Raw genomic sequence first — 13722 nt, 5'->3', positions numbered from 1 at the left:
TTATAAAAAAACTGTTGACTTCAACAGTTTTTTTATATGTATTTTTTAGTAAATAAAAAAAATGAAGATCGCAATCTTCATTCTTATAAATACTTTTTAGTCAAGTTTGAAATCTTCACCTAAGAAATCAGCAAGTGAGAATCCTTCTTGAGTTTCTGGTAATTCGTAATCACGTTGTGGTTTACGTTTGTTGTTGTTACGACGTGGTTTACGTTCGCTACGTCCTTCATTATCAGAATCTTCACGTGGAGCACGAGCTGGTGCTTCTTCTAAAGCTTTGATTGAAAGAGATACGCGTTCTTCTTCAGGTTTAACATCAAGAACTTTAACTTTAACTTCTTGTCCAGCAGTAAGAACGTCTTTTGGATTTTCAACACGAGTATGTGAAATTTGTGAGATGTGAACTAATCCTTCAACACCTGGGAAAATTTCAACAAATGCACCAAAATCAGTTAAACGTTTTACAGTACCATCAAGAACTGTTCCAACAGCAGCTTTTTCTTCGATATCAGTCCAAGGTCCAGGTGCTGTAGCTTTAAGTGATAATGAGATACGGTTAGCATCTTCATCAACTTTAAGAACTTTAACGTTGATTTTATCTCCAACAGATACAACATCTTTAGGGTTTCTTACGCGTCCATGAGCGAGTTCAGTAACGTGAACAAGTCCATCAACACCACCAAGGTCCACAAATGCACCGAAGTCAGTTAAACGAGCAACTGTTCCTTCAACTACAGAACCTTCTTCGATTTTTTCGAAAACTTCTTTACGAGCAGCTGCAGCTGATTTTTCAACTACTGCTTTACGAGATAAGATGAAACGGTTTTCTGAAGCGTTAACTTCAATAATTTCAGCTTCAACGTCTTGTCCTACAAATTTTGCAGTATCACGAACGAAATATGTGTCAATCATAGATGCTGGGATGAATCCACGTACACCTTGATAATCCACTGAAAGTCCACCTTTAACGTTTCTTAGAACTTTAACGGTTACAACTTCACCTTCTTTACCTTCAAGAGCAGTCCATGCTTTACGAGCATCTAAACGTTTCTTAGAAAGTAAGAATACAGTTGCACCTTCAGACTCTTTACCAACGATTTGTTTTACAACTAAAAGTTCTAATTCATCACCTGGTTTTACAAAAGTATTTATATCAGCGTCACGTTCACTTGTTAATTCACGTAAAGTAAGTACGCCTTCAACACCAGTTCCAACGATAGCTACAGAAGCTTGATCACCGTCAACTGAAAGGATCTCACCTTTTACGATATCGCCAACTTTTACGTCACCGACGCTGTTTAATAGTTCTTCAAATTCATTCATTATAAAATTTCTTCCTCCTACGACTTAACTGACACACAGTCTTGTATTGATTTTATCATATAAAGAGAAAAAATAAAAGAGAAATTGTATTTATTAATAAAAAAGCAAAAAAAGAACACAAATAAACATTTAATAAAAAAATATAGTGTTCATTATTCTTTTATTTATAATGTACTTGTAATTCATTTCACTGAACTGATATTTGCTCTAAATTTTAACATTTAAAACTACAAAAAAAACACCATTCGGTGTTCCCTTTGTCTGTCATAATAATACAAATTATTCTGCAGCGTTTGCGTCTTTGAGACCGTATTTTTTGTTGAAACGATCGACACGTCCGTCTGCTTGTGTGAATTTTTGACGTCCTGTGTAGAATGGATGTGAATCACTAGAAATTTCAACACGAATTAGTGGATAAGTGTTTCCGTCTTCCCATTCAACAGTTTCTTTAGAAGATTTTGTTGAACCGCTCAAAAATTTGTAACCAGTTGTAGTATCCATGAATACTACTGGTCCATAATTAGGATGGATATCTTTTTTCATTGTCATTTTCCTTTCTGCCCTGAACTGTTTGCCAATTCAGAGATTGGTGAGACCACTCACAGTAGTCAAGCACAATATAGTTTATCAAAATTAGAAAGAATTTGCAATAGAATTTGCTCTATTCTTCGATAATTTTTATATCTACTCCAAGAGAAGTCATTTTTTCAATAATATTATCATAACCTCTTAAGATAAATTCAATATTATTAATTTTAGTTTGCCCTTCAGCAATAATTCCTGCATTTACCAAAGCCGCACCTGCGCGAAGATCTGTTGCTGTAACTTCAGCACCACGGAGTCTGTTAGGCGCACGATAACTAATTATATCATTATCAACCTTCATATCAGCTCCCATTTTAATCAATTCGCCAACATGATTCACACGCTTTTCATATATTGTATCAATAATCTTCCCGTGACCATTGGTCATTAACAAAAGAGGAGTGATAGGTTGCTGTAAGTCTGTTGCAAATCCAGGATAAGGAACTGTTTTAATGTTAACGGCTTTTAAACCTTCAGATTTATGAATTTCAATTGAGTCTTCTCTTATCGTCATTCGAACACCCATTTCTTCTAACTTAGAAATGAATGATTCGAGATGTTCATAAATAACATTATTAACTACTACTCCATCGCCAAATGCAGCAGCAAGAGAAATGTAGGTACCTGCTTCAATACGGTCAGGAATTACTGTATGCCTAGCCCCACCAAGTGTTGAAACTCCGTCAATTCTGATTTCATCTGTTCCAGCACCTTTTATCTGAGCACCCATACTATTCAAAAGAGTTGCAACATCAATGATTTCTGGTTCCCTTGCTGCATTCTCAATAATAGTTCTACCTTCAGCCTTTACAGCTGCAAGCATTGTATTTATTGTCGCACCAACACTAACCATATCCATAAAGATATTTGTTGCTTGTAATTTTTCACCTTCTGTAGTAAGGTGCATTGCATTTTCTTTGTAAGTCATTTTTGCACCAAGTGCTTCAAATGCCTTTATATGAAGATCAATAGGGCGAGGTCCAAGATCACATCCTCCTGGTAGACCAACAGTAGCTTCACCAAACTTTCCAAGTAAAGCTCCATTAAAATAATATGAAGCACGAAGACTATTAATCTTACCATATGGAAGGGGCATACTCTTAACCGTTCTAGGATCAATCGTCAATGTTTCACCATCACGCTTAACCTTTGCTCCCATTATTTCCATTATTTCAATTAAACTTGAAACATCAGAAATATCAGGAACACCATCTAAAACAACAATATCATCTGCTAGAATCGTAGCTGGAATTAGAGCCACTACGCTATTTTTTGCTCCTGATATTGTAACCTCACCTTTTATTCGATTTCCGCCATTAATTAATATTTTTTTCATTTATATACAATCTCACAAATTATTTTTTTATAACAGATGCTATTTTAACACAAATATTCACCGTTTTACACAATAAATTATTTATTAGCTACAGCTGCTTGTAATTCTTGGTAAATTTCCTTGTTTTCATCAATATTCTTGCTCACTGCTCCGCTTGCAAAAATATGACCTCCACCACGATGATTTTTAGCAATCTCATTAATAACGGTTGTCTTACTTCTTAGATTTACTCTGTAATATCCTTCAGGTTGTTCAACAAAGAGAACCCAAGCTTCAATACTCGCTACACGACCTGGTGTTGGAACAACAGAGCTTACTTCACTTTCTGTAACCCCGTATGATTTCAGAAGTTCTTGACTAAGAGTTACATAGGCAGCTCCATTTTCATCAATTACAATATTTTCAAAGACATACCCTTGAAGTTTTGCAATATTCAAATCCACACTATCCATTTGGCGACCAAGTTTAGCAAAATCAAAATCTTGTTCTCTCAAAATTGATGCTAAATACATTGTCCTTGAAGTCGTTGCTGGATACAAGAAACGTCCAGTATCACCAACAATACCAGCGTATAACATACGTGCACTTTCTGAATTAAGTTTTAAGCCAAAAGTCATAGCAAATTCCGTGATAATTTCACTTGCAGATGACGCAGAATCATCAACATAAAGAAAATCTCCATAAGCATCATCATTTGGATGGTGATCAATCTTAATTAGAAAATCTCCAGTACTATATCTTGCATCGTCAATTCTTGGAGTATTTGCAGTATCGCAAACAATAACAAGAGCACCTTTGTATGTATCATCAGAAATTTGATCCATAGTAGTTAAATATGTAAGACTTGGTTCATCATAACCAACCGCATAAACTTTTTTATCAGGAAAATTTTCTTTAATTAATTCCTTAAGTCCAACTTGACTTCCCAAAGCATCTGGATCTGGTTTTTGGTGACGATGAATAATAATCGTATCATACTCTTTAATTTTATCTATAACTGTCTTCATTTCTTGCATTTAACTACCACCCTTTTTTGCTACTATCTACTTTTTCTTCTGCTACTAAAAATACTATTGAACTTGTACTGTAATCAAAGCTTTACTAATAATTTTATAATCTAAGTAAACCTCAACGTCAATAACTGCACCGCGTCTTGTTTCTGAAATTACTTTTGGATACACTTCTAACTCATCATCAATGCTTACGGCATCCATAAAATAGATATTCAGTTGGTCAATTAAAATATTTTTATTCTTTGTCTTTGTCATCACACGTCCAGCAATGTTTGAAATAATTTCAACCATCACTCCATTTGAAATATTACCCATAGAGTTCATCATAAATGGATCAACTGTGAATGTGTAATAGCTTTGAACCTCATGAATTGCATTTGCAACATCATCACTCATAGTATGAGAAAATTGATTTTGTTCTTGTGATTCTTGTAAGCTACGCAGAACATCTCCACGACTGACAACACCAGTAAACATTTTTTCAGAGTTTACTACTGGCATTAATTCAAAACCATCAAAAATCATTTTTTGACTAGCACTAGCTACTGTCATATCAAGCGGAGCCACAACAGGATTGCGAGTCATAACCTTGTCAATTGATGTATTCAATGTTTTACCAGCCACATCACGCATGCTTACAATACCTACAACAAGTTTATGCTGATTTACTACGGCAAAACGACTATCGTTAGTCTTTTTAACCAAATCATTATAATCCTTAATTGTACTATCTTCTTTAAGAGTAGGTACGTTTGTTTGATAAACATCGGAAACTGTAACTATATCTTTTTTAATTAGCTCATTACTTAGTGCGCGATTTATACGACTAGCAACTGTAAATGTGTCGAAAGTTGTACGCATAACTGGAATTTCAACTTCATCTGCTAATTTCAATACTTTCTTATCAACAGGTACCCCACCTGTAACAAGTACGGCATTTCCTTCTTCAAGGGCTAAAAGTTGGATATCTGTTCTATCTCCAACAATCAAAAGTCCACCGACAGAAAGATATTTTTTAATATTTTTTTCAGTCATGGCACCAATTGCGAATTTATTAAATTCACGATCCATACCAGCATGGCCACCTAAAATCTCTGCATTTGAAATTTTAGCAATTTCTTCATATGTTAATCGTTCAATAATTCTTTGTTCACGTGTTGCGATACGAATTGTACCTGCACGGTCAACAACTGCAACCAAACCTCTACGTTCAGCCTCCTTAATTGCTCGGTAGGCAGTTCCATCACTTACTGAGAGTTTCTGTGACAATCCACGAACACTGACTTTTTTCCCAATCTCTAAGTCTTCAATATATTCAATAATTTCTTGGTGTTTACTCATTTTCCTTTAAATATTCCCATCTTTCTATTTTGTATTTTGTGAAAATAACAATTTCTTTTGTATATTTATTAGCCGACTTATATTCCCTTATCTTTTTAAACCCAACGTTTTCTGCAACCTTAGAACTAGCTACATTTCTTTTATCAACAACTATTTCTAAACTCTTAAGTCCAAATTCTCTAAAAGAAAAATCAGTCAATGTCCTAACTGCTTCTGTCATAAAGCCTGTACCCCAATATACTTTATTTAGAACATATCCTATCTCTGCTTTCTTATCATTGAAATTAACTTTTATGAAATCAATAGTACCAATCATTTGACTATTTTCTTTGAATTCAATCGCCCATTTTCCTAATGGTTGTGCCATAAAATTATGTGCAATGGAATATCTAGTTTCTTCTATAGTTCTATGCGGTGGAAATATATATATTAAATTTTCTTCATCTGAGGAATATTTAAACATATCATTTGCATCAGATATTTGAATAGGACGCAACAATAATCTTTGTGTTTCAATAGCGTTATACTCAGCAAGTTTAACTAGTATGTCCATATAATTTGGTACCCTTCTATATGCTACAGAAAACTCAGTTTCTAGTATTATTCTACCATATTTGTTATAATGCAGGTATGGAAACGAATTTAAAAAATAGAATTGATATGGCTGCAAACGGCGAGCATCGCTTTAACCCAGATGAACAAAGAAAATATCTTAATACCTTTCGCGAAAGAGTCATTCTTATCATAACCTACGATGATTGTATGAAGAAGGAGGTTCTTTCATCGTTTGATAAAATCCTTGAGGATATTCAAAGCAAGTATGACGATATCACAGTAAAAATCAATGGGACATTACCAGATGATATAAGTATGGTCTATGTAAAAAAAGCAAAAGACCATAATGCTGCAGTCACAATTGTCGCTGAACCTTTGGAATCTACTGTATTTGGAATAATAATACATACAGATAAAGCTGTTAACATTGATCATTGTGATATTTATGACCAGTACAAGGATATCCTTACTACAAGGGAAACAATAAAAAAGAAAAAAGAAAGCTTGTGGAAGAAAATCTTCGGCTAACTCTCTATTAATAGAAAAGCTAACATGAGTTGGCTTTTTTTTATTTTCAAATAAAATCAAAAAAGGGCACATACCTTGCCTACTTAGTGCTGCTACCGTCAGGTCCTGACACGCTTCATAAACAAAATATTGCCCCAAAAAGTATTATAACATACTCTAATTTTTTCGTCTAGCCTTAAAAAACATTTGCATTATTTTACTACACTCCTCTTGTAAGATCCCCGATTCAACCTGTACACGATGATTTAGCCTGCTATCTCCAAGAATTTGATAGAGCGAGGAAACTGCACCAAATTTAGCATTTGTAGCACCAAAATAAATCTGGGGAATACGAGCAAGCCCAATAGCTCCTGCACACATTACGCAAGGCTCAATAGTTACAAACATCGCACAATCTGTCAGTCTCCAATTTCCAACATATTCATTTGCCAAATTAATAACACAAACTTCAGCGTGATCTACTGCTCTTTGTTGAAGCTCTCGTTGGTTAAAACTTCGGGCAATAATTTCTTTATCTTTCACAATCACTGCTCCGATAGGAACTTCCTCATTCTCATATGCCTTCTGTGCCTCTTTTAGTGCCTCTTGCATAAAATATTTTTTTTCATCTTCTGTAAAAATTTGAATATCAGAAATCATTAAAATCCCATTTCTTATGTGGTTCAGCCAGCTCAACTGGAATTGTACCAGCCTCATTCTGAGCTTCTTCTCTTAAGCTTTCTAAATAATTATCAGAACTAATATGAGCTGGTGCATGTTGAGGTAAGTGTGTCAAGACAAGTTTTTTCACACCAGCTTCTCTAGCAATCTTACCTGCTTCAAAGCTTGTCAGATGTGCAAAATGCTTTTCTTGACCTTTAAATAAATAAACATCTGCCAAGAACATATCTGCTCCTTTAGTAAATGGAACCAAATCATCAAACCACCCTGTATCTCCCGTAAATACTAGAGTTTGCCCCGTCTTTCTTTCAACAATTCTCATGGCATAACATATAACGGGATGTACTGTCTCAATAAAAGTTATATCGAACGGACCAACTTTTTGTCCATTTTTATAATCATAAGCATACCCTTTAGAAACATTTGCTAATGTTAAATTTTTAAAATTTACTTCATCTCTATTGTGCCCATAAATATCTAAAATCATAGAATCCCACTCAGGATCAGTTTTAGGCCAAAGTTGGCGATACTGCTGTAAAACTCCTAAATCAGCAATATGATCTTGATGATAATGGCTTATAATTACAGCATCAAGTTGTAAGGGAGAAAGTTCATGTTCAAGTTCAGTTACTGCACGACTTCCGGCATCAATTAATAAATTAAAACCAGATTCGCTAGTTAATAAAAAACTTGTAGTTCCAGCATCTCTATAGGGATATCCTCCCCAGCATCCTAAAGTAGTTAATTTCATAAAACTCTCGCTTTCTAATGTTACTTTAATTATATTTTAAACTTTTTCTGCTTTATTTAAAAGAAAATAAATAATATAGATAGTAGGAAGAAAATGCCTATATTTAATAATTTTCTAGACAAAATAAATACCCCCGGTCGCAACCGAGGGTATTTAAGGAGTTTTATGAAAAAGAAAAGTTTACTGATAATTAAATCAGTAGGATAAGTCGCATATACGACTTTTTAAGGGCTACGCTTAGTATATGGTCTAAACCTTAAACAAACCTTAAAATATCAATTGTTTTCGGCTTTTATTTTTGTTTACCTTTTCTCAATTTTTTGGTAATACAAATACAATTATTTTTTCAATAATTAAAAAACAGTATTGAAATATTTAAAGCTTTTACTGTAATATATTTCACAACATATAATTATCTTTTTTTATTTTTACTTGTCAATTTTATGGCAATATTTCCAATTAATTGAGTAATAAATACCAAGATTAATAGGATAATTAGGGCAGCAAAAGTCACATCATTGTGATATCTTTGGTATCCTTTAGATATTGCAAGCTGTCCAAGTCCACCGCCACCTACTGCTCCGGCCATAGTAGTCAATCCTATCAAGCTAATCATTGTGAAATTTGATGCTCGAATAATTGGAACTAGACCTTCTTTGAGGTATACACGAAAGACTATACCGAGGTCACTAACACCCATAGCACGCGCAGCTTCAATAACTCCAGGATCGACTTCCAATAATGCATTTTGAATCTGACGAGCATAAAATGGGACAGTTGCCACAACTAATGGTGGTATAGCCGCAGTGGTCCCAACGATTGTTCCAACTACAAATCTAGTAAATGGAAAAATAACGGCTAATAAAATAATAAAGGGAATACTACGACCAATATCAACTAATTTATCCAAAAAATTATAAACATGTTTATTTTCTTTTAATCCATCTTTACCTGTAAGAATAAGAACAATACCTAAGAATAAACCAAGAACACCTGCAATAAGGGCTGAAATAACAACCATATATACTGTTTCAAGAGTGGCTTGTACAAACTCATCAGGAAGTTGGCTTGCATACGGGAAATATTTTTCTATCATTTGTTGCCTCCTAGTTTTTCAATCTTAACATTTTGACTTAGAAGATAATCTGATACTTCGGCTAAGTCTGGCTGTTTATCAAAGCTCACTAATAAAGTCCCAAACGGTGTATCTTGTAAGTATTCAATATTTCCGTAAAGAATTGTAGCTGTTATACCAAATCTCTTAAATAATTCTATAATCACGGGGTTTACAGTATTATTTCCAGCAAACTTAAGTTCAAATATATCTGCATCCTTATTGTAAGTAAGAATTTTCTTTTCAGCTTGCTCAATATGTGTCGCTGTTCTAATAAAATCTTGTGTCAAAAGTTCTCTTGGCTCATTGAAAATATCAATTACATAACCATCTTCAAGAACTCGCCCCTTTTCCATTACGGCAACCTTGTTACAAATTTCTTTTACTACCTGCATTTCGTGCGTGATTATAACAATTGTAATGCCTAGGGCTTCATTAACTTCTCTAAGTAATTCGAGAATTGAGAGTGTTGTCTTAGGGTCCAAAGCACTAGTTGCTTCATCACATAGTAAAATTTTCGGATCATTTGCTAATGCACGAGCGATAGCTACACGCTGTTTTTGACCTCCAGAAAGTTGAGATGGATAGTAGTCTTTTTTATCTAGAATCCCTACCAAATCAAGAAGGCGTTCAATTTTAACTCTTTCTTCTTCCTTTGTTAGTCCACTTCCTTTTAAAGGAAACTCAACATTTTGATAAATTGTTCTACTCTCCATCAAATTAAAATGTTGAAAAATCATACCTATTTTTTTTCGTTCTTCTCTAAGTTCCTTATTACTAAGTTTTTCTAAATTTTTTCCATCAACAATTACTTCTCCACTTGTTGGAACTTGAAGTAAGTTTATAACACGAACCAAAGTTGATTTACCTGCTCCAGAGTATCCTACGATCCCGTAGATATCACCTTTATCAACTCTTACTGAAACGTCGTCAACAGCAACTAATTCCTTATCCTTTTGCTTAAACTTTACAACTATATTTTTTAAATCAATCATTATCCATCACCTTTATTATTTAAAAGCCAAAGGAGCCTGAGAGCTCAGACTCCTTTACACTATATTATTTCCAAGCTGGAATATCATTTCCACCTGAAGTTTTAGAAATCAATTCTGCTATTTTATCAGTTTGATAAGCTTTTACAATTTTCTTGAAGTCTTCTTTATCTTTATTTTTACTATCTACAGCGATAACGTTTTTGTAGATATCTCCAACTTTATCCAAGTTATCAGTATCTAAATACAATGCATCTGTTTTAGGTTTAAGACCAGCATCAACAGCGTAGTTAGTATTAATCACAGCTGCTGCAACGTCTGGTAATGCTGCTGGAATTTGAGAAGCATCTAGTTCTTTAATTTCAACTTTTTTTGTATAAGTATCAATATCTTTTACCGTTGGCGACTCTGGTGCATCTGATTTCAACTTAATTACATCAATAGAGTTAAGTAATTGAAGAGCACGTCCTCCATTTGTCACATCATTTGGAATGGCAATTTTGTCTCCATCCTTGATATCTTTATAATCTTTCAATTTATCAGAGTATAGACCTAGTGGTGAGATTAGTGTAAATCCAATTTGTGTTAAATCTTTACCTTTTTCTTTATTATAGTTTTCTAAGAATGCAATATGTTGGAAGGCATTTAAATCAATACTTCCATCTGCTAAAGCATCATTTGGAGTATTGTAATCACTAAATTGTTTAATTTTTAAATCAATACCTTCATCTTTAACATCTTTTACAACTTGTTCCCAAACTTCTTTTGCCGAATCCGATACTACACCAACAGTGTAGGTTTTTTTGTCACCATCGGCTTTTTTTGAATCTTTGCTCCCACATGCTGCAAGCGATAGAACGGCTACTGCTGCAAATAGACCTGTTATTAATTTACCCTTTTTCATTTATTAAATCTCCTTAATATCTCTTTTTTTCGATGTAAGAATATAATACCACGGCATTTACAATATGGCAGCAAAAATAATTTATAGGGGGTTAAATTTTTTTTATGGCAAAAGAAAAATACGAACAACTAATCCGTATCTTCTATCTCTGAATACTTAGAATCCTGTTATTTCCAAGCAGGTATATCATTACCATCAGACTCTTTATCTGAAATTTCGATTGTTTTATCAGTTTGGTATGCTTTTACAATTTTTGCAAAATCTGGATTGTCTTTATTTTCTGCCTTAACTGCAATAATATTTTTGTAGATATCTCCTACCTTAGAAAGATTATCAGTATCAAGATATATAGCATCTTTTTTAGGCTTTAAGCCACTATCAACTGCATAATTTGTATTTATAACAGCAGCCGTAACATCTGGAAGTGTAGCTGCTGTTTGAGAAGCATCTAGTTCTTCAATCTTCACATCTTTAATATATTTATCAATATCCTTGATTGACGGTGATTTAGGTGCGTCATCCTTTAATTTAATAACTTGAATAGCATCTAATAATTGCAATGCACGTCCACCATTTGTCACATCATTTGGAATGGCAATTTTATCTCCATTTTTAATATCTTTATAATCCTTAATTTTATTTGAATATAAGCCTAAGGGAGAAACAAATGTATAACCAATAGAAACCAAATCCTGTTTCTTTTCTTTATTATAGTTTTCCATAAATGCAATATGTTGGAAAGCATTCAAATCAATACTTCCATCTGCTAGTGCATCATTAGGTGTATTGTAATCACTAAATTGCTTTAATTTAATTTTTATACCATCTTTTTCAACAACCTTTGCAACTTCATCCCAAGTTAGTTTGGCAGTATCTGAAACAACACCAATTGTGTATGTACGTTCTTTTTCACCTTCTTTATTCGAAGCTGCTGCTTTCGCCTTGTTTCCACATGCAACCAAAGTTAATATTGTTGCAGCTGCAATAATTCCTGTAAATAATTTACTTTTTTTCATGATTATATCTCCAATAATTTTCTCTGTAGTTTTGACTACTCACTCATCTTATCATGTAACTTTTTGTCTAGGCCAAAAGTTTTTTTATAGGCACTTTTAATATTCATATAATGAAATTTAGCAAACAAAACAAAAAGGAGAATTTTCGCATCCTCCTTTTTTAACATACTAATTTATTTAGTCCAAGCTGGTATATCATTTCCGTCAGAATTTTTCTTTATTAATTCGGCAGTCTTATCAGTCTGATATGCTTCAACAATCTTTTTAAAGTCTGGATTATCTTTATTTTCAGGCTTTACAGCTATGATATTTTTATAAATATCATTAACTTCTTTTAAACGTTCAGTATCAAGGTAAATCGCGTCTTTAGTAGGTTTTAATCCTGCATCAAGAGCATAGTTGGTATTAACGGTTGCTGCTGCTACATCTGGTAGTGATGTTGCTGTTTGAGAGGCATCAACTTCTGTAATCTTAATCTTTACATTATACTTCTCAATATCATTTACAGTTGGTGAAGCTGGTGCATCACTCTTTAAAGTAATGATATTTATCGCATTAAGTAATTGCAAAGCACGGCCACAATTAACTACATCATTTTGAATAGCAATTTCATCGCCGTCCTTGATATCTTTATAATCCTTAACTTTCTTAGAATATAGTCCTAATGGAGAGACATATGTAAATCCTATTGAGACGATATCTTGTTTATGACTCGAATTATACTCATCTAAAAATGCAATATGCTGGAAGGCATTTAAATCAATACTTCCATCAACAAGAGCTGCATTTGGCGTATTATAGTCACTGAATTCTTTTATTTCAAGATCTATTCCATCTTTTTCCTTTAGATCTGCTGCCACACTCTTCCAGATTTCTTTCTCACTATCTGATACAACTCCAACCTTGTAGCTCTTTGCCTTGTCCTGAGTTTTTGAAGATGATTTTCCATTACCACAAGCAGCTAGAGTTAGCAATGCAGTAGCAGCAACTATAGCTGTAAATATTTTACTTTTTTTCATGAATAAGTGCTCCTTAAAATTTATTAAACTTATCATACCATCAAAAAGATTATTTCAACATTCAAAATTTTTTATGACAACATATGTAAATTATATAGTAGACTTATTTTCACGAATTCGCTTAATAGATTTTTTTAATTCCTCTTTATAGTTTAAATCATTCATCAGTGGAAAATCAACTTTTGAAACTACTCCTTCTCTTGATAAGATTGTAGGATAAGAATAAAATACACCTTCCTTTGAATCGTAAGTTGATACTGGTAAAGGTTGACCTGTTTCATTCCAAATAGTTTTAGTATATATAGGACACTGTGTACAATGCCAAATGAAGTATATTTTTTTACATTAAAAATTGACCAACTGCCATATCGTGATTTACTCAAAAGTTCATCTTTTTGAGATTTTGAAAGATCAAGGTCAATTACGGCTACTTTCATTTTGCTCCCTTCTATGTTAAAATAAAGATACGCAAGGGGTACTGGAAGTTGATTCTTCTGGTTGAGATTCACCCTCAGAACCTGATACGGTTAATACCGTCGTAGGGATGTGTTACTATATATTTATAGATAATACATCTTCCTTGTG

The 13722-nt window shown here is 33.4% G+C and carries 15 protein-coding genes, 1 other RNA gene and 1 riboswitch; of the genes, 1 reads left to right on the top strand and 15 read right to left on the bottom strand.

Features of this window, described 5'->3' with window-relative positions; genetic code table 11:
- Positions 1 to 96: 96 nt before the first annotated feature.
- From rpsA to BG262_RS04480, 6 genes are all read right to left on the bottom strand, one after another.
- On the bottom strand, positions 97 to 1323 hold the full coding sequence (gene rpsA, locus BG262_RS04505; RefSeq protein WP_070787683.1) for a 30S ribosomal protein S1: 1227 nt from the start codon (positions 1321 to 1323) through the stop codon (positions 97 to 99).
- A 279-nt stretch (positions 1324 to 1602) separates the two neighbouring features.
- Complete coding sequence (locus BG262_RS04500) at positions 1603 to 1866, bottom strand: type B 50S ribosomal protein L31 (protein WP_070787682.1); 264 nt, start codon at positions 1864 to 1866, stop codon at positions 1603 to 1605.
- A 118-nt stretch (positions 1867 to 1984) separates the two neighbouring features.
- Complete coding sequence (gene murA / locus BG262_RS04495) at positions 1985 to 3244, bottom strand: UDP-N-acetylglucosamine 1-carboxyvinyltransferase (protein WP_070787681.1); 1260 nt, start codon at positions 3242 to 3244, stop codon at positions 1985 to 1987.
- Between the two features lie 77 nt (positions 3245 to 3321).
- Entirely contained in the window at positions 3322 to 4260 is a 939-nt protein-coding gene (locus BG262_RS04490) for a DHH family phosphoesterase (RefSeq protein ID WP_070787680.1), read from the bottom strand.
- 54 nt (positions 4261 to 4314) lie between these two features.
- Positions 4315 to 5598 carry a DRTGG domain-containing protein gene (locus BG262_RS04485; protein ID WP_070787679.1) on the bottom strand — a complete coding sequence of 428 codons (1284 nt, stop codon included), beginning with the start codon at positions 5596 to 5598 and terminating at the stop codon, positions 4315 to 4317.
- The gene (locus tag BG262_RS04480; protein WP_070787678.1) at positions 5591 to 6151 is read right to left on the bottom strand and encodes a GNAT family N-acetyltransferase; all 561 of its coding nucleotides are present in this window, start codon (positions 6149 to 6151) and stop codon (positions 5591 to 5593) included. The genes BG262_RS04485 and BG262_RS04480 overlap by 8 nt, the downstream gene beginning before the upstream one ends.
- A gap of 77 nt (positions 6152 to 6228) precedes the next feature.
- Here BG262_RS04480 and BG262_RS04475 point away from each other — a divergent pair, with 77 nt between their 5' ends.
- Complete coding sequence (locus BG262_RS04475) at positions 6229 to 6681, top strand: YueI family protein (protein WP_070787704.1); 453 nt, start codon at positions 6229 to 6231, stop codon at positions 6679 to 6681.
- A gap of 48 nt (positions 6682 to 6729) precedes the next feature.
- Here the strand turns inward: BG262_RS04475 and ffs are convergent.
- The 9 genes from ffs to BG262_RS04430 form a co-directional block, all read right to left on the bottom strand.
- Positions 6730 to 6827, bottom strand: an RNA gene (gene ffs / locus BG262_RS04470) — signal recognition particle sRNA small type.
- A 10-nt stretch (positions 6828 to 6837) separates the two neighbouring features.
- Positions 6838 to 7320 (bottom strand): tRNA adenosine(34) deaminase TadA, encoded by a 483-nt coding sequence (tadA, locus tag BG262_RS04465; RefSeq protein ID WP_070787677.1) that lies wholly within the window; start codon positions 7318 to 7320, stop codon positions 6838 to 6840.
- Positions 7310 to 8092, bottom strand: a complete 783-nt coding sequence (locus BG262_RS04460) for an MBL fold metallo-hydrolase (protein ID WP_070787676.1) — start codon at positions 8090 to 8092, stop codon at positions 7310 to 7312. Before BG262_RS04460 ends, tadA begins: the two co-directional genes overlap by 11 nt.
- A 412-nt stretch (positions 8093 to 8504) precedes the next feature.
- On the bottom strand, positions 8505 to 9188 hold the full coding sequence (locus BG262_RS04455; protein WP_070787675.1) for a methionine ABC transporter permease: 684 nt from the start codon (positions 9186 to 9188) through the stop codon (positions 8505 to 8507).
- Complete coding sequence (locus BG262_RS04450; protein WP_070787674.1) at positions 9185 to 10201, bottom strand: methionine ABC transporter ATP-binding protein; 1017 nt, start codon at positions 10199 to 10201, stop codon at positions 9185 to 9187. The genes BG262_RS04455 and BG262_RS04450 overlap by 4 nt, the downstream gene beginning before the upstream one ends.
- Positions 10202 to 10265: 64 nt before the next feature.
- Complete coding sequence (locus BG262_RS04445; protein WP_070787673.1) at positions 10266 to 11102, bottom strand: MetQ/NlpA family ABC transporter substrate-binding protein; 837 nt, start codon at positions 11100 to 11102, stop codon at positions 10266 to 10268.
- Between the two features lie 167 nt (positions 11103 to 11269).
- Positions 11270 to 12118 (bottom strand): MetQ/NlpA family ABC transporter substrate-binding protein, encoded by an 849-nt coding sequence (locus tag BG262_RS04440; RefSeq protein WP_070787672.1) that lies wholly within the window; start codon positions 12116 to 12118, stop codon positions 11270 to 11272.
- Positions 12119 to 12291: 173 nt separating this feature from the next.
- The gene (locus BG262_RS04435) at positions 12292 to 13137 is read right to left on the bottom strand and encodes a MetQ/NlpA family ABC transporter substrate-binding protein (RefSeq protein ID WP_070787671.1); all 846 of its coding nucleotides are present in this window, start codon (positions 13135 to 13137) and stop codon (positions 12292 to 12294) included.
- A gap of 188 nt (positions 13138 to 13325) precedes the next feature.
- Positions 13326 to 13574, bottom strand: a complete 249-nt coding sequence (locus tag BG262_RS04430) for a hypothetical protein (protein ID WP_070787670.1) — start codon at positions 13572 to 13574, stop codon at positions 13326 to 13328.
- Positions 13575 to 13598: 24 nt separating this feature from the next.
- Positions 13599 to 13699, top strand: a riboswitch (TPP riboswitch).
- Positions 13700 to 13722 lie beyond the last annotated feature (23 nt).

It is taken from the genome of Floricoccus penangensis, from assembly GCF_001832885.1.
GTDB lineage: Bacteria > Bacillota > Bacilli > Lactobacillales > Streptococcaceae > Floricoccus > Floricoccus penangensis.
The sequence above is the reverse complement of the archived record's forward strand: the minus strand, read 5'-3'. Positions and strand labels throughout refer to the sequence as shown.